The organism is Oerskovia sp. Root22, from assembly GCF_001429135.1.
Classification (GTDB): Bacteria; Actinomycetota; Actinomycetes; order Actinomycetales; family Cellulomonadaceae; genus Oerskovia; species Oerskovia enterophila.
The window spans coordinates 556,747-577,597 of sequence record NZ_LMIL01000001.1; the positions used below are offsets into that span (position 1 = coordinate 556,747).

The 20,851-nt window shown below is 73.3% G+C and carries 22 protein-coding genes; 11 read left to right on the plus strand and 11 right to left on the minus strand.

All coding sequences use genetic code 11. From position 1 onward, the window contains the following. Positions 1-62 precede the first annotated feature (62 nt). The 7 genes from ASE15_RS02335 (at position 63) to ASE15_RS02365 (ending at position 7,385) form a co-directional block, all read left to right on the plus strand. Positions 63-1,451 carry an MFS transporter gene (locus ASE15_RS02335; RefSeq protein WP_056644722.1) on the plus strand — a complete coding sequence of 463 codons (1,389 nt, stop codon included), beginning with the start codon at positions 63-65 and terminating at the stop codon, positions 1,449-1,451. A gap of 130 nt (positions 1,452-1,581) precedes the next feature. Next, the gene (locus tag ASE15_RS02340) at positions 1,582-2,127 is read left to right on the plus strand and encodes a SigE family RNA polymerase sigma factor (RefSeq protein WP_056760932.1); all 546 of its coding nucleotides are present in this window, start codon (positions 1,582-1,584) and stop codon (positions 2,125-2,127) included. Beyond that, positions 2,124-2,813, plus strand: a complete 690-nt coding sequence (locus tag ASE15_RS02345; protein ID WP_056644714.1) for a hypothetical protein — start codon at positions 2,124-2,126, stop codon at positions 2,811-2,813. The genes ASE15_RS02340 and ASE15_RS02345 overlap by 4 nt, the downstream gene beginning before the upstream one ends. Positions 2,814-2,970: 157 nt before the next feature. Next, positions 2,971-3,645 (plus strand): heme oxygenase (biliverdin-producing), encoded by a 675-nt coding sequence (locus ASE15_RS02350; protein ID WP_369800534.1) that lies wholly within the window; start codon positions 2,971-2,973, stop codon positions 3,643-3,645. 352 nt (positions 3,646-3,997) lie between these two features. Continuing rightward, on the plus strand, positions 3,998-5,233 hold the full coding sequence (locus tag ASE15_RS02355; protein WP_082618111.1) for a hemin ABC transporter substrate-binding protein: 1,236 nt from the start codon (positions 3,998-4,000) through the stop codon (positions 5,231-5,233). Positions 5,234-5,463: 230 nt separating this feature from the next. Continuing rightward, entirely contained in the window at positions 5,464-6,474 is a 1,011-nt protein-coding gene (locus tag ASE15_RS02360) for an iron ABC transporter permease (protein ID WP_056646481.1), read from the plus strand. Continuing rightward, complete coding sequence (locus ASE15_RS02365) at positions 6,471-7,385, plus strand: heme ABC transporter ATP-binding protein (protein WP_056760936.1); 915 nt, start codon at positions 6,471-6,473, stop codon at positions 7,383-7,385. The genes ASE15_RS02360 and ASE15_RS02365 overlap by 4 nt, the downstream gene beginning before the upstream one ends. A gap of 80 nt (positions 7,386-7,465) precedes the next feature. Here the strand turns inward: ASE15_RS02365 and ASE15_RS02370 are convergent, their stop codons facing one another. The 8 genes from ASE15_RS02370 to ASE15_RS02405 all read right to left on the minus strand — a co-directional run bounded on the left by ASE15_RS02370 (position 7,466) and on the right by ASE15_RS02405 (position 13,621). After that, positions 7,466-8,263, minus strand: coding sequence for a MerR family transcriptional regulator (locus ASE15_RS02370; RefSeq protein ID WP_056760938.1), 798 nt, complete (start codon positions 8,261-8,263; stop codon positions 7,466-7,468). A 328-nt stretch (positions 8,264-8,591) separates the two neighbouring features. Further along, on the minus strand, positions 8,592-9,368 hold the full coding sequence (locus tag ASE15_RS21675) for an HAD hydrolase-like protein (protein ID WP_056760941.1): 777 nt from the start codon (positions 9,366-9,368) through the stop codon (positions 8,592-8,594). 98 nt (positions 9,369-9,466) lie between these two features. Beyond that, a complete protein-coding gene (locus ASE15_RS21390) occupies positions 9,467-9,973 on the minus strand; it encodes a hypothetical protein (protein WP_056760944.1) in 507 nt (168 codons plus the stop codon). Between the two features lie 145 nt (positions 9,974-10,118). Then, positions 10,119-10,457: a hypothetical protein gene (locus ASE15_RS02385; protein ID WP_157277098.1), complete on the minus strand. Its 339-nt coding sequence runs from the start codon at positions 10,455-10,457 to the stop codon at positions 10,119-10,121. Between the two features lie 75 nt (positions 10,458-10,532). Then, positions 10,533-10,943 (minus strand): MazG nucleotide pyrophosphohydrolase domain-containing protein, encoded by a 411-nt coding sequence (locus ASE15_RS02390; RefSeq protein WP_056760950.1) that lies wholly within the window; start codon positions 10,941-10,943, stop codon positions 10,533-10,535. Positions 10,944-10,962: 19 nt separating this feature from the next. Next, entirely contained in the window at positions 10,963-11,571 is a 609-nt protein-coding gene (locus ASE15_RS02395; RefSeq protein ID WP_056761443.1) for a dihydrofolate reductase family protein, read from the minus strand. A gap of 5 nt (positions 11,572-11,576) precedes the next feature. Beyond that, complete coding sequence (locus ASE15_RS02400) at positions 11,577-12,539, minus strand: ABC transporter permease (protein WP_082618113.1); 963 nt, start codon at positions 12,537-12,539, stop codon at positions 11,577-11,579. Beyond that, positions 12,539-13,621 carry an ABC transporter ATP-binding protein gene (locus ASE15_RS02405; RefSeq protein WP_056760953.1) on the minus strand — a complete coding sequence of 361 codons (1,083 nt, stop codon included), beginning with the start codon at positions 13,619-13,621 and terminating at the stop codon, positions 12,539-12,541. Before ASE15_RS02405 ends, ASE15_RS02400 begins: the two co-directional genes overlap by 1 nt. A 110-nt stretch (positions 13,622-13,731) precedes the next feature. Between ASE15_RS02405 and ASE15_RS02410 the strand changes: the two genes are divergently transcribed. Both ASE15_RS02410 and ASE15_RS02415 read left to right on the plus strand, forming a co-directional pair. Continuing rightward, positions 13,732-14,622 carry a TetR/AcrR family transcriptional regulator gene (locus ASE15_RS02410; protein WP_082618114.1) on the plus strand — a complete coding sequence of 297 codons (891 nt, stop codon included), beginning with the start codon at positions 13,732-13,734 and terminating at the stop codon, positions 14,620-14,622. 245 nt (positions 14,623-14,867) lie between these two features. After that, the gene (locus ASE15_RS02415) at positions 14,868-15,473 is read left to right on the plus strand and encodes an HdeD family acid-resistance protein (protein WP_056644691.1); all 606 of its coding nucleotides are present in this window, start codon (positions 14,868-14,870) and stop codon (positions 15,471-15,473) included. 206 nt (positions 15,474-15,679) lie between these two features. Here the strand turns inward: ASE15_RS02415 and ASE15_RS02420 are convergent, their stop codons facing one another. After that, entirely contained in the window at positions 15,680-16,600 is a 921-nt protein-coding gene (locus ASE15_RS02420) for a sugar phosphate isomerase/epimerase (protein WP_082608362.1), read from the minus strand. 111 nt (positions 16,601-16,711) lie between these two features. Here ASE15_RS02420 and ASE15_RS20650 point away from each other — a divergent pair, with 111 nt between their 5' ends. Next, the gene (locus ASE15_RS20650; protein ID WP_157257328.1) at positions 16,712-16,870 is read left to right on the plus strand and encodes a hypothetical protein; all 159 of its coding nucleotides are present in this window, start codon (positions 16,712-16,714) and stop codon (positions 16,868-16,870) included. Between the two features lie 269 nt (positions 16,871-17,139). Further along, entirely contained in the window at positions 17,140-17,406 is a 267-nt protein-coding gene (locus ASE15_RS02425) for an HPr family phosphocarrier protein (protein WP_056644684.1), read from the plus strand. 184 nt (positions 17,407-17,590) lie between these two features. Here ASE15_RS02425 and ptsP read toward each other — a convergent pair whose 3' ends face one another. Continuing rightward, on the minus strand, positions 17,591-19,264 hold the full coding sequence (ptsP, locus tag ASE15_RS02430; protein WP_056644680.1) for a phosphoenolpyruvate--protein phosphotransferase: 1,674 nt from the start codon (positions 19,262-19,264) through the stop codon (positions 17,591-17,593). Continuing rightward, the gene (locus ASE15_RS02435) at positions 19,261-20,721 is read right to left on the minus strand and encodes a PTS transporter subunit EIIC (RefSeq protein ID WP_082608361.1); all 1,461 of its coding nucleotides are present in this window, start codon (positions 20,719-20,721) and stop codon (positions 19,261-19,263) included. Before ASE15_RS02435 ends, ptsP begins: the two co-directional genes overlap by 4 nt. Between the last annotated feature and the right edge of the window lie 130 nt (positions 20,722-20,851).

Here is a 20,851-nt window from a genome sequence, read left to right on the forward strand (position 1 = left end):
TCATCACAGCGGCCGACGAGCTCGCGCACGGCCCCTCGCGGCAGGGCGCCTAGAGTTCTCCGGTGCCCCCCGCAGAACCCCCACCCCCCGCTGACGCTGCCCGGACACCGCCCGGGCGCCCCGACGAACCCGCCCGCCGCGGGCTCGGCCGGTCCTTCACCAACGTCTTCACGGCCAACATCAGCTCGAGCCTGGCCGACGGGATCGCGCGCGTCGCCGCCCCTCTCCTCGCGGCCCGCCTGACGGACGACCCGCTGCTCATCGCGGGCATCGCGGCCGTCGCGATGCTGCCGTGGCTGTTCTTCGCCATCCCGTCCGGGGTGCTGCTCGACCGGATCGACCGCCGCCACGCCATGACGATCGCGAACGGCACCCGGACGCTCCTCGCAGTCACGCTCCTCACGCTCTTCGCGACGGGCACGCTGACCATCTGGTGGCTGTACGCGGTGATCTTCGCGTACGGCGCGCTCGAGACGCTGTACGACGGCGCGATCCGGGCCGTCGTCCCCGCGATCGTGCGCCGCGCGGACCTGCCGCGTGCCAACTCCCGCATCGAGGCGGGCGAGCTCGTCGTGCAGAACTTCCTCGCCGTCCCCGTGACGTCGGCGCTGTTCGCGGTCGCGGTCGTGATCCCGCTGGGCATCGGCGCCCTGTCCTACGCGGTCGCGGGGGTGCTCGCGTTCTTCCTGCCCGCCGCCGCGGCCGGCGCGCACCGCACCCACCGTGCGCGCAGGCGCAGGTCCGACGACGCGCACACCGCCGCCTCGGACGTCCTGTCCTCCGACGACGCCGGGACGCCCTCGCTCCCGTCCGTCCGCGCGACGTTCGCCCACCAGCTCACGGACGGCTTCCGCTTCATCATGAGCCACCCGATGCTGCGGCCCCTCTGGTTCCTCAGCATCCTGATCGCACTGTTCTTCTCGGCGGCGATCGCGACCGATGTCCTGTTCGTGCTCGACCGCCTCGACGTGCCCGAGCAGTGGTTCGGGGTGTTCATGCTGTCGGGGGCCGTCGGGGGCATCGTCGGCGCCGTGGTCGTGAGCCCGCTCAAGGTCCGGTTCGGGGCCGGCCCCGTCATGGCCGCGGCGAACTTCGTCGGGCCCGTCGCGCTCGTCGTCATGGGCCTCTTCCCGACGATCCCGGTCGCGGTCGTGTGCTTCGCGGTGTCGTTCGGGTCGACGTCGGTGTGGAACGTCCTGGTCATGTCGCTGCGTCAGGCCGCGATCCCGGGCCACCTGCTGGGCCGTGTCCACGGGACGTGGCGCACGTTGCTCTGGGGGACCATGCCGCTGGGCTCGCTGCTGGGCGGCCTGCTCGCACGCATCGACCTCACGACGCCGCTGCTCGTCGCGGGCGGGCTCACGGTCGTGGTCGCCGCCGCGGGCTACCGGTTCCTGCACGGGCTGCCCAACCCCGAGGACGTCGCGGAGCACGCGCTGCCGACCAGGTGAGGGCGCACCACGCCGTGACCGCAGCCCCCCGGGGCCTCGCGACGAGTTCACACAGGCTCTCAACCTTCGACGGGTGTCGCGCGTTGTCCCGGTTGAGAGGGTGGGTGCACGCTGCGTCGAGGGAGGCTGGATGGATCAGGGGGCGCTGGTGGTCGGTGACGGCGAGGGCACAGTCCTGCTGGTCGACGGGCGGTCGCACGCGACCGAGTTCGAGGCGTTCGTCCGCGAGTCGTCCTCCGCCCTGCTCACGACGGCCTACCTGCTCGTCGGGGACCGGCACCGCGCCGAGGAGCTGACCCAGCAGGCGTTCGAGCGGGTGTGGCGAGCGTGGGTCCGGGCCCGGCAGGACCCTCTGCCGTACGCCCGGCGCGTGCTCGTCAACCTCCGGGTGGACCACTGGCGGCGTCGGCGGCGCGAGCACCTCGTCGCTGACGTGCACGAGCGGCCCGTGGCGGCGGGCGACCGTGCGGTCGTCGCCCGGGACGAGCTCGTCAGGGCGCTGCGCACCCTTCCCCTGCAGCAGCGCCGGATCGTCGTCATGCGGCACCTGCTCGACCTGTCCGTCGAGCAGGTGAGCACCGACCTCGGCGTCACGCCGGGCACCGTCAAAGCAGCGTCGTCGAGAGGATTGGCGACCCTGCGCGCCCTCCTGGGCGAGCAGAGGAGCGAGAGATGAACGACGACGACGACTTCGCGGCCGGGCTGCGTGCCCGGGTCGAGGACGCACCGCTGACCTCGCTCGCGACGCCCGGCGAGGTGCGCGCTCGTGCGCGGAGAGCGCAGCGCGTCCGGCGCGTGGTGACCGTCACCGGCTCGGTCGGCGCCCTGGCCGTGGGGGCTGCGCTCGCACTGCCGGCTCTCGGCCTCGACCTCCCCCTCAGGGGACCGGTCGGTCTGGCCCCGGCGGGTCTCGTCTCCCAGCACACCGGGAGCCCGGCCGAGACGGCGTCCGACGTGTCCTCTCCGGCCGACGCCGCACCGGCGCGCGAGACCAACGGAGTGCGGACGTGCTTCAACTACAGTCCCACCGAACGCGGGTCCGTCGAGGGAGCCGACGAGCACGGGAACCCCATGACGCTGGGTGGCCTGGAGGGCTGGTGGAACAGCTTCCCTGCAGACCTCGACGGTGACGTGCTCCCCGTCGAGGAGTGGCCCCAGGAGATCCTCGACCACCCCGTGACAGCGCAGGTCGAGACCCGGAGCGGTACCGTCCTCGAGACCTTCGATCGCAGGAGCTGCACATCGGTCCCGGACTACGTGCCGCCGCCCCTCGACACCCTGCCCGCCGAGTCGATCGTCGTGCTCGACGTCGAGACGGGCGAGATCCTCGCCGAATCCACTCTCCTCGCGCCCAGTCCGTGAGATCTCTCCCACAGAGCATAGGTAAACCTCACCTCACTGTTGTATCGTTCCTGACGCGACGTCATGACGATGTGTCACCACACCGTGGACCCTGCGCTGGACCCCGGCGCGCGTGCCGACGTCGTGCACGTGACACGACGAACCGCAGGAGCCCCTCGTGACCGCTGAGATGACCGCTGAGACCCTTCCCCCCGCACCCGCGCCCGCGTCCCTGTCGCTGCGCCTGCGCGAGGGCACGCGCCCCGAGCACGAGCAGGCCGAGACCACGGGCTTCGTCGAGAAGCTCATGGGGGGCGAGCTCGACGTCGCCGCCTACACGGACCTCGCCGCGCAGCAGTACGCGATCTACGGGGCGCTCGAGCGGGCCAGCGCCCAGATCCGCGACGACGCCCAGGGCGCGACCCTCGTGTTCGACGAGCTGACCCGCACGCCCTCGATCGAGAAGGACCTCGCGTTCCTGGTCGGGTCCGACTGGGCCACCGAGATCCGCATCCTGCCCGCGACCGAGGCCTACGTGGCCCGCCTGCTCGAGGTCGGCACCTCGCTCTCGGCCTACGCGGCGCACGCCTACACGCGCTACCTGGGCGACCTGTCGGGCGGCCAGATCATCAAGCGCATGATGGAGCGCCACTACGGGCTCGGCCCCGACGGCCTCGCGTTCTACACGTTCGACGAGATCCCCAAGGCCAAGCCCTTCAAGGACGTCTACCGCGAGCGCCTCGACTCCCTGGACCTCACGGACGAGCAGATCGCCGAGACGGTCGAGGAGGCCAAGCTCGCGTTCCGCCTCAACAGCGCGCTGTTCGCGGAGCTCGGCGCGATCCACTGCTGACCGCGCTGAGCGTGCGGTGAGCCCACCGGCTCGCCGCTCCCGCTGAGAGCGCCGCTCCCGCGGCTCCGCCGGCCCCTCCACCCCGCCTCCGGTGCCGCGCATGCGGTGGACGTTCGTCGAGCAGGTGGTGGGCGTCGAGATTCCCCGGATTCTCGACGCCCACCGCATGCTCGGCACCGGGAGACGGCCGCACCCGACCGCTGCGCCGGCGCACGGGACCGCCGGCAGCGTCTCCAAGATCACAGAAGATCCCGTGGACCGGCCACCCTGGCGAGGCCCTTCGTAGGTTAGCCTCAACTTACCCGGAGCCGCCTTCTCGCGTGGGCGGCCGACCCCCGCTGGAGCCTTTGTGATGTCGCACCCTGCCCGCGTCCCGTCCCCCGAGCGTCCGCGCGGACCCCTGTCGCGCGGCCGGCGCCGCTCGTCCGTCGTGGGCGTCGCGACGCTCGCCGCGGTGCTGCTCGGGGCAGGCTGCGCCCCCCTCCCCTACGAGCCCGAGGGCCCGACGACGGCGCCCCCCTCGGCCTCGGACTCGTCGCCCGCACCCACCGAGACCGTCGCCCTGGACGCGTGCACGGCCCTCGAGACCGGCGAGCGCCCCACCGTGGACCCCGCGACGTTCCCCACCGGCCCGACGACCGCGACGTTCGCCGACAACGTGATCGACCCGATCGTCTCGGCGCCGACCCCGACGCTGCCCGTGACCGTGCAGTCGTTCGACGGCCGCGAGGTCACGGTCGCCGACGCCTCGCGCATCATCGCGGTGGACCTCTACGGCACCCTCGGAGAGATCGTCTACAGCCTGGGGCTGGGCGCGAACGTCGTGGGTCGCGACCTGCCGACGGGCTTCCCCGAGGCCGCCGACGTCCCCGTCGTGACCGGCGCGGGCCACGCCCTGAACATCGAGACCATCCTCGGCCTGAACCCGAGCGTCATCCTGACCGACGCCACGCTCCTCACGGACACCGCGCGCTCGCAGCTCGAGTCCTCGGGCATCCCGGTCGTGTACTTCGACGAGGCCCGCACGCTCGACGGGATCGACGACCGCATCACCGCGGTCGCGACCACGCTCGGCGTCCCCGAGGCCGGGGCGGCGCTCGTCGAGCGCACCGACCAGCAGATCTGCGCAGCCCTCGCCGGGGTCCCCGCGGACACGGGCAACCCGCTCGTCGCGTTCCTCTACCTGCGTGGGTCGAACATCAAGATGCTGTTCGGTCCCGGCTCGGGCGCCGACGACCTGATCCGCGAGATCGGCGGCCAGGACGCGGGCACCGCGATCGGCCTCACGCAGCAGTACGCGCCCGTCACGAGCGAGGCCATCATCTCGGCGGCGCCGGCGGCGTACCTCGTCATGACCGACGGCCTCGAGTCGAGCGGCGGTCTCGACGCCATGATGGCCATCCCTGGCCTGGCGCAGACCCCGGCGGGCCAGAACCAGCGCGTGATCGACATGGACGGCAGCCGCCTGCTGACGTTCGGCCCGCGCACGGGCGAGACCATCGCGTCGCTCGTCGAGGCGTTCTACGGCGTCCCGGCCCCCGACCTGACCGCGGTCGCCTCGGCCGACGCCGGGACGGCCACGCCGTGACGCCGGGTTCCCACCCCGCCGGCCCGACGACGGCACGCCCCACCTCCGACGCCCTCACCACGGCGCAGCGCACCGCGGACGGGACGACCACCGACCGACGCGAGCCGAGCACACCGGTGAGCGACGCCGTCGGGCACGGGGCTGCTCCCCGGGGCTCCGGGCGCGACGAGAAGGACGCCGCGGCGCTCACCGCCGTCGGGCGCGGGCGGCGACGCGCCGCGACCTGGCTCATGATCGGGCTCGGCGTCGCGCTGCTCGTGCTCACCGTCCTGTCCGGCATGACCGGGCAGGTGCCCGTGTCCCCCGCCGAGGTCCTCGGCTCGCTCATGCACCACATGGGCCTCGACATCGGGCCCATGCCCTCGCACCCGCAGGGCGAGAACACGCTGTGGGTCGTGCGCTTCCCGCGCGTCGTGCTCGCGATCCTCGTCGGGGCCGCGCTCGCCTGCTCGGGCGCGCTCATGCAGGGCGTGTTCGGCAACCCGCTCGCCGAGCCCGGCGTGATCGGCGTCTCCGCGGGCGCGGCCGTGGGCGCGTGCGCGGTCATCGTCACGGCCGGCTCTCTCGTCTCGGGGACCTGGGTCGCCGCGGCCGCGTTCCTCGGCGGGCTGATCACGACGTTCGTCGTCTACGCGCTCTCGCGCTCGGGCGGGCGCACCGAGGTCGTGACGCTCGTGCTCACCGGCATCGCGGTCAACGCGTTCGCGGGCGGGCTGCTCGCGTTCTTCACGTTCGTGGCCGACCCGGCCGCGCGCGAGCAGATCGTGTTCTGGCAGCTCGGATCGCTCGGCGGGGCCACGTGGGGATCGGTCGCGGTCGTGGCTCCCATCGCGATCGTCGGCGTGGTCGGCGCCATGCTGCTGCGCCGCCAGCTGGACCTGCTGTCCCTGGGCGAGCGCGCCGCGCAGCACCTGGGCGTCGACGTCGAGCGGCTGCGGCAGATCGTGATCGTCCTCGTCGCGCTCCTGGTCTCCGCGGGCGTGGCCTTCACGGGGATCATCGCGTTCGTGGGGCTCGTCGTGCCGCACCTGGTCCGCATGGTGTGCGGCCCGAGCCACCGCTGGCTCATCCCCGCCTCGGCCCTCGGCGGGGCCGTGGTCCTGCTGCTCGCGGACCTCGTCTCGCGCACGGCGGTCGCGAACGTCGAGCTGCCGCTCGGCATGATCACCTCGCTCGTCGGCGGGCCGTTCTTCTTCTACCTGCTGCGCCGCACGCGCTCTCGCCAGGGAGGCTGGGCATGAGCCGCACACTGGTCGAGCTCGACTCGCGCCACGAGGGCAGCAGCTTCTGGTCGTCGTTGCGGACTGCGGTCACGGGGCGGCGACGCTCCTCGCGGTTGCCTTCTGCCGCGGCGGCGGGCGACGTCGTGACCGAGGCGCGCGGTGCGACGCTCTCGCTCGACGGGACCCCCGTGCTGCGGGACGTGTCGGTCACGGTACGGGCCGGGGAGGTCCGGGCCCTGCTCGGCCCCAACGGCGCGGGCAAGTCCTCGCTGCTCGGGGCGCTCACGGGCGACCTGCCGCTCGACGGCGGCTCGGTCCTGGTCGACGGCTCGCCCCTGCGGTCGTGGACGCCCACCGAGCTCGCGATGCGCCGGGCCGTGCTCATGCAACAGATCCACCTCAGCTTCCCGTTCACGTCGCTCGACGTCGTGCAGATGGGCCGCGCGCCCTGGCGCGGGACGCCCCTCGAGGAGACCGACGAGGAGGTCGTGGCCGCCTCGCTCGCCGCGACCGACGTGTCCCACCTCGCCGACCGGCACTTCCCGTCGCTGTCCGGGGGCGAGAAGGCGCGCGTCGCGCTCGCGCGTGTCCTGGCCCAGCGGACCGGGCTGCTCATGCTCGACGAGCCGACCGCGGCGCTCGACCTCAAGCACCAGGAGCTCGTGCTGCAGATCGCCCGCCGCCACGCGGCGTCCGGGGGTGCGGTGGTCGTCGTCGTGCACGACCTGGGGCTCGCGTCGGCCTACGCCGACCAGGTCACGCTCATGGTTAGAGGTCGCGTGGTCGCCGACGGGGCGCCCGCCGAGGTGCTGACGGCCGAGCGGCTGAGCGAGGTCTACGACTACCCGGTCGAGGTCGTCGAGCATCCCGGTGGCGGGGCGCCGATCATCCTGCCGGCACGGTCTGCTGCTGCGGTTCCGCCGAGGTAGAGGCCTGCCGCCGACGTAGAGGGCTGTACCCCTCTTTCTCGACACCAGGCCTCTACCTCGCGGCCAGTGCGGCGGGTGACCTACAGGTTCCGCCCCGCGTACACCGCGAGCGCGTCGCGCACGAACGTCGCGCCCTCGACGCCGCCGTAGTTCGCCGCGAACCGCTCGTCGGCCACGTACATCTCCCCGAGCCCGACGACGTACTCCTTGACCGGCGCCCCGCCGTGGCCCGGGGTGCCCGGGATGCTGCTCAGCCACTCGACGTGGCGGCGAGCGAGCACCTGCGCCTCGTCGCTGTCGGGCGCGATCCCGGACTGGGCCGCAGCGATCCAGTCCGCCCCGAGCTGCCGGGTCGTCTCCTGGTAGGCCGCCTTGTCCTGCGCGGAGAGCCCGCGCCACCAGGTGTCGCCCGTCCGGTAGGCCTCGGCACCCCACCGCTCGGTGACCTCCGCCTCGTGCTTCGTGTGGTCGAACCCGTCGAACATCTCGTCCGCCATGAGCCGCCCACCTCCTTCCATGGTCGTGATCGTGTGCTCGACCGACGCGATCTGTCGCGCCAGCCGCTGCCGCTCGGCCCGGAGGGCGTCCAGGTGGGTCCGCAGGGCCCGCGCCTGCACGGCAGGACTGGCCTCGCCGTCACGCTCCAGGATCTCGGCGACGGCCGGGAGGCCCACGCCGAGGTCCCGCAGGAGGAGGATCCGCTGGAGGCGGACGAGCGCGGCCCCGTCGTAGTACCGGTAGCCGTTGTGCCCGACCCTGCTGGGCGCGAGCAGCCCGATCGCGTCGTAGTGACGCAGCGTGCGGCTCGTGGTCCCGGCGAGGCGGGCGATCTCCTGGATCGACCAGTCGGTCGGGGCCTGCGGTGCGTGCGCGGTCATGCGCTCCTCCTTCCTGGGCCTCGCGACGACACGATGTCGTCGCGGCTGTCCGGTCGTCTCGCGGACGGCCCGGATCTGGACGCCTCGGGTGAGGCAGCACGATCGACCCTAGAAGTTGACGCTACGTCAAGGTCAACCCTCGTCGCCGCAGATGAGTTGTCAGAAGTGCACCGAGGTATGCCCCGGTGCACTTCTGACAACTAGTCCTTGCGCTCTCAGCGGGGTCCGCTCGTCGCGCCCAGCGCTGCGGCTCTCGCGTCTCCCGTGGTTCTCGCGGCCTCGCTGCCCGACGGCGTCACTCGCCTCGCGTCTTCACCGCCCGACGGCGTCACTCGCCTCGCAGCATCCGCGCCAGCTCGTCGGTGCTCTCCACGACCGCGAGGGCCCCTGCGTCCTCGAGCTCCCCCGGCACCGCGTACCCCCACGAGACGCCGAGGCAACGGATGCCGTGCGCCGCAGCGCCGAGCACGTCGTGCTCCCGGTCGCCGACCATGATGATCTCCTCGTGCGGCGGCAGGCCGTCAAGGACGGCCCTGCCGGCCCCACCGGCCCCTGCGCCCGGAACTTCCTCGTCCTCCGAGCCCACCGTCGCCGTCGCGCCCACCGCGCCCGCCACACCCTCCGACGCGGCCAGCGACGCGAGCGCGTGCTCGATCACGTCCGCCTTGGAGCCGCGCGATCCGTCGAGGGTCGCGCCGTAGACCCCCTCGACCAGGGCGTCGATCCCGAAGTGCGCGGTGATGCGCCGCGCGTAGACCTCGGGCTTGGACGTCGCGACCGCGAGCCGGACGCCCGCCGCACGTGCCGCCGTCAGGCACTCGAGGATCCCCGGGTAGAGCGAGTTGTCGAGCATGCCGCCGGCTGCGTAGACCTCGCGGTACGCCGCGACCGCCTCCGCGACCCGGTCCACCGGGACGCCGTGCCGCGCGAACGTCTCGGTGAGCGGAGGGCCCACGAAACGCCGCAGGGTCTCGTCGGTCGGGGTCTCGATCCCCAGGGTCGTGTAGGCGTACCGGACCGAGGAGAGGATGCCGGGAGCCGAGTCGGTCAGCGTCCCGTCGAGGTCGAGGAGGGCCAGTCGGTAGGGAGGGTTCGCGGTGGTCACGGCATCGATTCTGCCGTGCGCCGAGCGCACACGGTCGCCGAGACAGCGGCTTCCCGTCGAGACAGAGGGCCCGGGCCCTCTACCTCGACGCCGGCCCTCTATCTCGGCGTCGGGGTGCGGGCCGCCAGCGCCGCCACGGCCGCGGTCAGCTCGCGCGCCCGGCCGCTCGCGACCAGGTACTCGCGTCGTCCGCCGCGCACCACGATCCGCACGGCCTCTCCTTGACGGACCATGAGCGCGACCCGACCGCCACCGAGGAACCGGAGACCGAGCCCGCCCGCGGACAGTGCGTCGACCGTCGGCCCGCCGGCCGTCCCTCCCTGGACCTGATCGATCTCGTGGCCAGGGATCCGACGACGCCAGACCGGCACCCCGCCCAGGCGCAGCGAGAGCGTCATGGCATCGGGCCCGACCGCCACGACCGACGACATGCGCGCGGCCGCGGCACAGATCGCGAGCACCAGGGCCCCGGGCAGCACGTCGAGCCATCCGAGCCCTCCCGTGGGTGACACCGCGAGGCCCACCGTCAGCGCGGTGACCGCGATACCGAGCGTCATGACCAGCGCCTGGGTGACGACCGACGCGTGGCGCACCTCGGTGAACACGGTGCCTCCGCGCCCCGTCGTCGGTCCCTCCCCGACGGAAGGGGCGGGCCCAGATCCTGGGTCGTGATCCCGACCGGCCCGCCCGGGACCCCCGCGCCCGTCGGTCCGTGCGGCAGGCGCCCCGGTGCCTCCCGGGACGCTCGCGTCACGCATCCGGTCGCTCCGCAGGTCGGTCCGCCCCGGCGCCGCCGTCGCCACCCCGCCGCCGCGCGACCACCCACCCTGCCACGAAGCCGAGCACCAGCAGCCCGGCCCCCGCCGCGACGAGCCCCAGGACCTGGGACCACGGGCGGGACGGCTCGTACACCGCGCCGGACAAGGGCGCGTACGCGAACCACCCGAACGACGCGGCACCGTAGGAGCGCGACGCGAGCCATCCCCCCACACCGACCAGCAGCACCCCGGCCACGAGCCCAAGCACCTCACCTCGACCCAGTCCGCGGGGGCGAGGGCTCGTCGGTCCAGGGACAGAGGAAGCGGTCATGCCGGACATCCTGGCGTGGTCGCTGCGGGGCCGCAACGCCCCGCGCCGGGCACCGGGCACCCCCGGCACCCGGCCTCACCCCCGGCCCACCTCGGCCTGCACGTCCACCTCGCCCCCGACCTCTCCCTCCCACACGAGCCACTTCTCCCGCACGGCCCGCTCGACGTCGATCCCCTGCGACCGCGCGAGCAGGAGCAGGTGCGCGAGGACGTCGGCGACCTCGGCCGCGAGCGCCGCCCGTCCGCCGTCGGGCACCTCGCCCTCCGACGCGACGCGCGGCCGCGTGCGTCCCGAGGCCGCGAGGTACGCCTGCGTGAGCTCGCCCGTCTCCTCGGCGAGCTTGAGCACGAACCAGTCGGGGTCGCGGGCGATCCCGAACTTGCGTGCGTAGAGCGCGGACACCGCCTCGACGCGCTCGGTGAGCGCGGGCAGCGTGAGGCCCGACGGCGCAGGCTCGGGCGGGGTGCTCGGCGTCGCGATGGTCATCGCGTCAGTCAAGCACGCGTCACTCCCCGACGAGCCCCCGCACGACGCGGTACGACAGGTGCGTCACGAGGTGGTTGCTGGTCACCGGCCCGGGCTCGACGCCCAGGTCGCCCAGACCCTCGAACAACCTCTCGCCCGCCCCGAGCAGCACGGGCGCGACGTGCAGCCCGAACTCGTCGACGAGCCCCGCGGCCAGGTACGCCCGCATGGTCGAGGCGCCGCCCGCGATCCCGACGTGCCCGTCCCTCGAGGCGGCGAGCGCCTGCGCGAGCGCGGACGCGATCCCGTCGGTCACGAAGAAGAACGTTGTGCCGCCCTGCATGACGAGAGGTTCGCGCGGGTGGTGCGTGAGCACGAACACGGGCGCGTGGTACGGCGGCTCCTCGCCCCACCACCCCCGCCACGACTCGTCCCACGGGCCGCGACCGGGCGCGAACATGTTGCGCCCCATGACGAACGCGGTGGGCGCCGCGACGGACTCGAGCGCGGCCGTGTTGACCTCGGGCTCCTCGAACATCCACCGGTGCAGCTCCTCGCCGCCCTCGCCGAGAGGGTTCTCGAGGGACTGGTGCGGTCCCGCGACGTACCCGTCGAGGGACAGCCCGACGTCGAACGTCACCCTGCCCACGGCGCTCACACCGACTTCCGGGTCCGGCGGATGCCCACGAACAGCCCCACGGCGCACGTGACCGCGGCCGCGACCACGCCCCACAGGACCTCGGTGCTCGCGAACGTCCCGCCGAACAGGGCGCGCTCGGCGTCGACCATGTAGGTCAGGGGGTTGAACTTCGACGCGGTCTGCATCCACGAGGGGCCGGCCTCGAGCGGGAGCATCATGCCGGACAGGATGAGCAGCGGGAAGAGCAGCGACTGCTGCACGCCCCAGAACAGCCACTCGCGGTTCTTCGCGGCGAGCGCGAGCGCGCACGACAGGGCACCGACGCCCACGCCGAACAGCCCGAGGAGCGCGAGACCGGCGAGCGCGTGCAACGGGTAGAACGTGAAGCCGAACGGGATGCACACGACCGCGATGAGGAGCCCCTGGACGACGAGCGGCGCGAACTCCTTGAGTGCCCGGCCCACGAGGATCGCCGACCGGTCGAGCGGCGTCGCGAGGACCCGCTCGTAGGAGCCGGTCATCATCTCGTAGAGCAGGTTCGAGCCCGTCATGGAGGTCCCGAACAGCGAGATCATGACGATCACGCCGGGCACGAACCACTGGAGCGTCGCGGCGGTCGACCCGCCGGGCCCGCCCATGCCGCCGCCCACGGCGCCGGTCAGGAGCGGCCCGAACAGGCCCAGGAAGATCAGCGGCTGGAGCAGCGAGAAGATGAGGGTGAAGGGGTCGCGCAGGACCAGGAGGATCTCGCGCGTGAAGACCGCCCAGGTGTCGCCGAAGAACTTCCCGGCCCGCGAGCGCCCGACGTCGGAGCGCCGGTCGGTCTGCTCCCTCGCCCCGGTCCGTGGTGCGGTCTGCGTCGCGGTCCCGGCCGTGCCGGGCCCGTGGTTCGTCGGTCCCGTCGGTGCGGGCGCTCGTCCGGCCTCCGGTCCGGCTCCTGCGCCGGTGCCCGTCGTCGGCTCAGTCTGCTCGTCCATCACGCCGCCTCCTCGCGCAGGCTCCGACCGGTCAGGTTGAGGAACACGTCGTCGAGGCTCGCCTGCTTGAGCCCGGCCGACCGGACCGCGAACCCTGCCACGCGCAGGGACTCGATCGCCTCGGGCAGCCGGTCGGCGCCGTGCGTCGTGGACAGGGTCACGGTGACGTCTCCCCCCGCGCCGACGGTCGCCTGCATCGTCGCGTCGTCGGCTCCGCCGGTCGCACCGGCACCGCCGGCTGCACGAGCCCCGCTGCCTGCACCCGCTCCGCCACGCTCGCCGCTTCCCACGTCGCCCACGACCGGGGCGAGGGCCGCGCGGACGCGCGTGACGTCGTCGGGCACCTGGCCCTGGGAACCGGGCGTACCCGCGACGACGAGCGTCACGACGTCGTCCGCGTGGTCGCGCTTGAGCGCGGCGGGCGGGGCGTCGGCGACGATCGTGCCGTGGTCGATCACGACGACGCGCTCGGCCATCGAGTCGGCCTCGTCGAGGTAGTGCGTGGTGAGGACGATCGTCATCCCGTACCGCTCGCGCAGCGCACCGATGTGCTCCCAGAGGTTCGCGCGGCTGTGCGGGTCGAGGCCCGTGGTGGGCTCGTCGAGGAACAGCAGCGGCGGGTGGTTCATGAGGCCGAGCGCCACGTCGAGGCGGCGGCGCTGGCCACCCGACAGGCTCTGGACCGTGCGCTTACCGAGGCCGTCGAGCTCGAGCGCGGCGAGGAGGTCTGCGGCGCGGCGCTGGTACTCGGCGGCCGACAGCCCGTAGAAGCGGCCCTGGTTGTGGAGCTCGTCGGCGACCCGGTAGGAGAACCCGCCCCCGTTGCCCTGGCCGATGTAGCCGATGCGCGACCGGACCTCGGCGGGCTGGGTGCGGATGTCGAAGCCCGCGACCTGGGCGCGGCCCGCGGTGGGTTCGAGGAGGCTCGTGAGCATGCGCAGCGTCGTGGACTTGCCGGCGCCGTTGGGGCCGAGGAACGCGACGAGCTCGCCCTCGTGGACGTCGACGTCGATGCCCTTGACCGCCTCGACCACTTCCTTCTTGCGATGGAACGTCTTGGTCAGTCCTTCGGTATGGATCATGACTCACGCCTCTCGCGTACGGTGTACTGGAAAGAGATTTCACGTTAGCATACGGCGTACGGGAACTAAAGGGTCCCCGGAACTGCGCGGAAGTGGGAGGATCAGGCACCATGGCCAGCAACACCGTCGCCCCCGTCCCCTCCGACGGGGTGGACTCCGCCCGGACCCCGGACTCATCGGTCGACGCGCCGCTCGACGACACGTCCCCCGACGCCGGCAGCGACGACCCGCAGGACGTCGTGGACGACCCGACCGACCAGATCCCCCGGCCGGACGACGTGACCCGGCGCCTCGCGCTCCTGTGGGACCCGCCCGCCCCGCCCACGCGCGGGCGCAAGGCGCGCCTGACCCTCGCCGAGGTCGTCGAGGCCGGGACCGCCGTCGCGCAGGAGGTCGGGCTCGAGGCGCTCTCGATGCGCCGCGTCGCCGCACGTCTGGGCGTGGGCGCCATGTCGCTCTACACCTACGTGCCCGGGCGCACCGAGCTCGTCGACCTCATGATCGACCGGGCGTTCGGCGAGCTCGACCTGCCCACGGCCGACGCCCCCTGGCGCGAGGGCCTGTCGCGGTACGCGCGCGAGGTCTGGCACCTCTACCAGCGCCACCCCTGGATCCTGCAGACCAACATGTGGCGCCTCCCGCTGTCCCCGCACGTGCTCGACGCCCAGGAGGCCGGGCTGCGCACCCTGGTCGACACCGGGCTGTCCGCGGAGCGGGTCGTCGAGATCCTGGGCCTGGTCGACGCGTTCGTGCGCGGCCTCGCCCGCGCGGCCGTCGCCGAGACGGTCGAGAACGACGCGAGCGGCATGAGCAGCGACGAGTACTGGACGTCGATGAGCAGCTTCTGGGCCGACTGGTTCGACGTCGAGCGCTACCCCGTCATGACCCGGATCTGGGAGGCCGGCGGGTTCGACACGCCCACCGACCCGTTCGACGCGTCGCTCGACCGGTTGCTCGACGGCGTCGAGATGACGATCGACCGGGCACGCGAGCAGGGCTGACGGCCGCTCCTCCGGGTGCCGAGCACGAGGTTGCGGTCGTTCTGCCGCCCAGTACGACCGCAACCTCGTGCTCGACCGCGCGGAACCTCGTGCTCGGCGTACCGGCCGGGTGAATCGCCCCCGGCCGTGCAGGCCCGCGCGGGTCCGTCGCGCGCCACGCGCCCCCGCGCGCTACCTTCCGAGGAACGAGGCCCAGCGACGCCCACGGACCCGCCGGGGCAGGCCCCGTGAGGACGGTGGACCCCATGACCGAGCAGGACGAGTCCCTCACCGGACGCACCACCAAGATCGCCCGCCGCCTGTGGGGCCTCGCCTACCTGCGCGGCATCCTGTTCCTCGTGATCGGCGTGGTGCTGTTCGTCGAGCCCGACCGCGGCATCCAGTGGCTCACGTGGCTCGTGGCCGCGATGGCCGCCATTCAGGGGGTCCTCTTCCTGATCGAGGCCGGGCGCCAGCGCAAGGACGGCGAGGGCGGGGTGTGGCGCTGGGTCGTGGGCGGCCTGGGGATCGCGGTCGGCATCACGCTCGCGGTGTGGCCCTCGGCGAGCGTCACGCTCGTGCTGCGGCTCGTGGGCATCTGGGCGCTCGTCGCAGGGCTCGTGGGGCTGATCGGCGCGCTGCGTGCCCGCAGGACCCGCGAGCCCGGCTGGGACTGGGAGCTCGCGACGGCCGCGCTCTGGGTCGTGTTCGGGATCCTCGTCCTCGTGAGCCCCGTGACCGGGCTGCAGACCATCACGGTCCTGCTGGGCCTCTACCTCGTCGTGACGGGCGTCGTGATCCTCGTCGCGGCGTTCGCGCAGAGCACGGCCGCGAAGGACGCCAAGGCGGCGCTCGCGGGGCCGGCGGCCTAGGCGGCACCCCGCCCGCCGAGCACGAGGTTCCGTGCGGTCGAGAACGGGGTTGTGTTCGTTCTGCCCCTCAGAACGAACGCAACCCCGTTCTCGGCACCCGGCTCACCCCGCGCCCACGGGACCCGGCAGTCCCGGCCGGCCGACCCGACGGCAGCAGCAGTCGACGCCCGGCGGCTGCAGCCCCGGCCGCCCGCCGCGCTCAACCCCTACCAGGCGTCCAGGTGCCGGTGCTCGTGCCCCGGCGGCGGCGCGTACTCGGCGTGCGGCCCGGGCTGGAGGTAGGTGCGCGCGAACGCGAGCGAGGCTGCGAGGTCCTCGAAGCGCTCGGCCGCGGTCCGCGCCCGCCGGGTCGCGATCTCGACCACGACGTCGCCCTCCCACCCGCGGCGCACGAGCTCGCCCAGCACCTTGTCGCACGGCTGGCCCCCGCGCCCCGGGACGAGGTGCTCGTCCGACATGGAGTCGGTCCCGTCGGCCAGGTGCACGTGCGCGAGGCGGTCGCCGAACACGTCGAGCAGGGCCAGGCTGTCCTGCCGGGCCACCGCAGCGTGCGAGAGGTCGAGCGTCACCTTGTCGTACGGGTGGTCCGTGGGGTCCCAGCCGGGCAGGTAGGCCTGCACCTCGCGCTTGCGGCCGCGCCACGGGTACATGTTCTCGACCGCGATCGTCACGCCCGTCGCGGCGTTGAGCTCGCGCACGTGGTCGGCGAACCCGCGCGCGTACAAGCCCTGCCAGCGGAACGGCGGGTGGACGACGACGGTCCCCGCCCCCAGCTCGAGCGCCAGGTCCACGGTCCGCTCGAGCTTGGGTCCCGGCAGCCGTCCCCACACGCGCTGGCTGACCAGGAGCGTCGGGGCGTGCACGCTGCGGATCGGGACGCCGACGTCAGCCGAGAGCTTGGCGAGCGCCTTGGCGTCCTGGGTCGTCGAGTCCGACCAGACCATGACCTCGATGCCGTCGTACCCGAGGTGTGCCGCAGCCTCGAACGCGAACGGCGCCTTGCGCGGGTACACGCTCGCGCTGGACAGCGTGACCTTGATCCGGGGCTCGTCGCCCGTGCTGGGCTCGCCCTCGCCGGGTTCGCCCGTGACGGGCGGCTGGGCGTCGGGCGTCGTCGCTTCGCGCATGTCCGCCACCCTAGCCCCGACGGATGCGCGTCGTTCACAGGTCGTCCGTCGAGGCCCTCGAACTCTGGCAGGATGCTGCTCGACCGAACCGCATGGAGCGCAGGAGTGAGCATGGATCGTCCCGACGCCGCCGCGGCCTCACCTGCCGGCGCGCCGCACCCGGGCTTCGGCCCCGGCGACGGGGCCGTCCTGTCGACCGACACGGACGACGTGCGCGCCCTCGCAGCGCTCGAGTCGCTCGTCGCCTACCTGGAGCAGGACTCCGCCTGACCCGGCAGTGCGCCAAGCCGCCCGCCGCTCGGCTCCCCGTTCCCCGCCCGACGCCGGAACGCACCCCTCGCGACCGGCTCCCCACATCCCCCGCCCGGCGCCGGACCGCACCTCCCGCGGCCGTCCCCCGCCCCACAGCCCGACGCCAGAACGCACCTCCCGCGGCCACTCCCCGTGGGCCGCGACGCGCCCGGGCGGCCCGTGCCGTCGGGCTTGCCGACCTCCGCTACAGTGGACTGGTCTATACCACTTCCAGCCAGGAGCACGTCATGGAACGAACTGTCACCGTCGCCATCGCCGAGGGACTCCACGCGCGCCCCGCAGCGCTGTTCGTGGCCGAGGCGGGCAAGCAGCCCGTCGCCGTGACCCTGACCAAGGAAGGCGCCGAGGCCGTGGACGCCGCGAGCATCCTCGGCGTCATGACGCTCGGCGCGGCAGCAGGCGACCAGGTCGTGCTCGCGACCGAGACCGACGGCGCGGAGGCCGAGGCGGCCCTCGACGCGCTCGCCGCGTTCCTCGCGCAGGAGACGGTCTGACGTCTCGTCTCGACCTCTCCACCGAGCGTGACGTCCGGACTCGTCGCTGACGGAGCCCACGACCCGGACGTCACGCTCGACCGGCGACGCGAGGCCCTCGCGACAGCACACAGCCCGTGACCCCTCGTGCGAGGGATCACGGGCTGTGTCGTGGGGCGGACGGTGAGGCAGCACCGCCGCGGGGCTACAACCCCAGCTCCTCCAGCACGGGCAGCTGCGCACGGACCGCGTCGCGCGCGGCCGTCGCAGTCGGCGAGGCCAGCGCGATCTTCGCGAGCTCCGCGCACCGCTCCGACGTGGTGGCCGCGAGGACGGCCGCGACGTCTCCCAGGGCGCGCGGCGTCATCGAGAGCGACGTGACGCCGAGCCCGACGAGCACCGGCGCCAGGGCCGGGTCGGCCGCGGCCTCCCCGCACACCCCGACGGGACGCCCGTGCTCGGCACCGCCGGCGCACGCGGCCCCGACAAGCGCCAGCACAGCGGGCTGCCACGGCGTCGAGAGCGCGGCGAGGTCCGCTGTCTCGCGGTCCGCGGCCATCGTGTACTGGGTCAGGTCGTTCGTGCCGATGCTCGCGAAGTCGACCTGCTCCAGGATCCACCGCGACTGGAGCGCCGCAGCGGGGACCTCGATCATGACGCCGGTCGTCGAGAGGCCTCGTTCGCGGCAGGCAGCCGCGAACTCCTGCGCCTCGTCCGGGGTGGCCACCATGGGGGCCATGACCCACACGTCCGCCTCCTCGGCAGCCGCGGCCCGAGCGATCGCGTCGAGCTGGCGCGCCAGGACCTCGGGGTGCCGGACGGCGGTGCGCAGCCCCCGGACGCCGAGCGCCGGGTTGGGCTCGTCGTCGGCCGTGACGAACGGCAGCGGCTTGTCCGCGCCCGCGTCGAGCGTGCGGACGACGACCTTGCGGCCCCCGAACGCACCGAGCACGGCCCGGTAGGCCGCGACCTGCTCGTCGACGCCCGGCTCCTCGGTACGCCCGAGGAAGCAGAACTCGGTCCGGAACAGGCCGACCCCCTCGGCTCCCGCGGCGACCGCGGCGGCGGCCCCGGCCGGGTCCGCGACGTTGGCGAGGAGCTGGACCCGCACGCCGTCGGCCGTCCTGCCCTGACCGTCGAAGGCGCGCGGACCACGCGGGCGGTCGAGCACCCGCGCGACGTCCTCGGCCGACGGGTCGCGCTCGATCGTGCCCTGCGCACCGTCGACGAGCACGGTCTCGCCGTCGACGAGCTCGACGGCCCCGGGGGCCGCCACGACCGCCGGGATCCCGAGCGACCGGGCCAGGATCGCGGTGTGCGACGTCGGGCCTCCCCCGCTCGTGACGATCGCGAGGACGCGCTCGGGATCGAGCGTCGCCGTGTCGGCGGGCGCGAGGTCTGCCGCGACGAGCACGAACGGGTGGTCGAGGTCCGGGACGCCCGGCGCCCGACGGCCCGTGAGGGCCGCGACGATGCGCTCGCGCACGTCGCGGACGTCGTGAGCACGCTCGGCCATCATGCCGCCGAGCGACTCGAGGCGTGCCGCGAGGTCCCCCGCCGCCTCCCACACGGCCCGCTCGGGCGCGGTCCGCTCGTCGCGGACCTTGCGTGCGGACTCCTTGGACAACGTGGTGTCCGCGGCCATCGCGGCCGTGACCGTGAGGACGTCGACGGCCGTGCCGGTCGCCCTCGCGGCGCGTGCCGCGAGGTCCGCCTGGACGCTGCGGACCGCGTCGTCGATCGCGGCGACGGCCGCCTCGACGTCCGCGTCCGGTCCGAGCGTCGAGGCGGCGGGCTCGGGCACGGGGGCCGGCATCGTCACGACGACGCCGGCCCCCCGCCCCGGGCTCACGCCCACACCGTCGAGGACGGAGGTCACCTGCCGCCTCCGCCGCCGGCCGTGGTCCCGGAGCCTCGGGCATCGAGCTCCGCGGGAGACAGGTCGGCGTCGGCCGCCTTCTTCTCCTCGGCGACGAGGACCGGGTCGGCGGTCGGGTCGGCGCCCACGGCCGAGTCGTCGTCCTCACGGCCTGGCGTGCGCAGGTTCCACTTGGTGATGACCCACCGGAACAGGAAGTAGTAGATCACCGCGTACCCGAGGCCGATCACGATGATCCACAGCGGCATCGTCGCGATCCGGAAGTTCAGGATGTAGTCGATCGCGCCGGCGGAGAAGCCGAAGCCGGACTTGATCCCCAGGGCGTTGACGAGGGCGAGCGAGGTGCCCGTGAGGACAGCGTGGATCGCGTACAGCGGGTAGGCGACGTACACGAACGCGAACTCGAGGGGCTCGGTCACACCGGTCACGAACGCGACGAGCGCGGCCGAGCCCATGATGCCGCCGATGAGCTTGCGGTTCTTGGGCTTCGACGTGTGGATGATCGCGAGCGCGGCAGCCGGGAGGGCGAACATGAAGATCGGGAAGAAGCCGGTCATGAAGGTGCCGGCCGTGGGGTCGCCGTGCAGGAAGCGCGCGATGTCGCCGTGCCAGACCGCGCCGCTCGCGTCGGTGTACTCGCCGAACTGGAACCAGGGCAGCGAGTTCAGCAGGTGGTGCAGCCCGATCGGGACGAGCAGGCGGTTGGCCGTGCCGTAGACGAACGCGCCGAGGACCGTGGAGCCCGTGACCCAGTCACCGATGGCCGTGAAGCCCGCGTCGAACCAGGGGTAGATGAGGGCGCCGACCACGGCGATGAGCACTGCCGCACCGGCGGTGACGATCGGCACGAAGCGACGTCCGCCGAAGAACGCGAGGTACGGCGGCAGCTTGATGCGGCTGTACTTCTGGAACATGATCGCGGCGGTCAGACCGATCACGATGCCACCGAGGACGCCGTAGTTGATGAGCTTCTGCGCCGGCGGGCCCGTGATGGCCGCCGTCACCAGGTCGAGGAAGTTCCCGTCACCCGCCGCGGCGACGGCGTCGGGGTCGGCACCGGCCAGCCACTCGGCCGGGGTGGCCGGCTTGCCGAGCACGTACGGCGAGAGGGCGTCGCTCACACCCTTGAAGACCAGGTAGCCGATCACGGCAGCCAGGCCGGTCGAGCCGTCGGCCTTCTTGGCGTAGCCGACCGCGACACCGACTGCGAAGAGCAGCGCGAGGTTCGCGAACAGGGCGTTGCCGGCGGACGCGAACACGTCGGCGACGGGCTGCAGCCAGGGGAAGGTGCCCGAGGCGCCGTCCGCACCGAGCATGTCGGCCTGCCCGAGGCGCAGCAGCAGCGCGGCGGCGGGCAGGGAGGCGATGGGCAGCATGAGGGATCGACCGACCCTCTGAAGCTGGGCGAACCCGGGGATGCCCCGCTTCACCTTGGGTGCTTCGGCCACGGACGTCATGTTCACTCCTTGTTGTCGGGTGCCACCGAGGCCGTCGGATCGCACCGCTGAACGGTAGTTCTGCCTTGAACCACGACGCCGGCCCGGACACTGGAGCGCGTCGTTGCTGTAACCCGAACCATCTCCACCG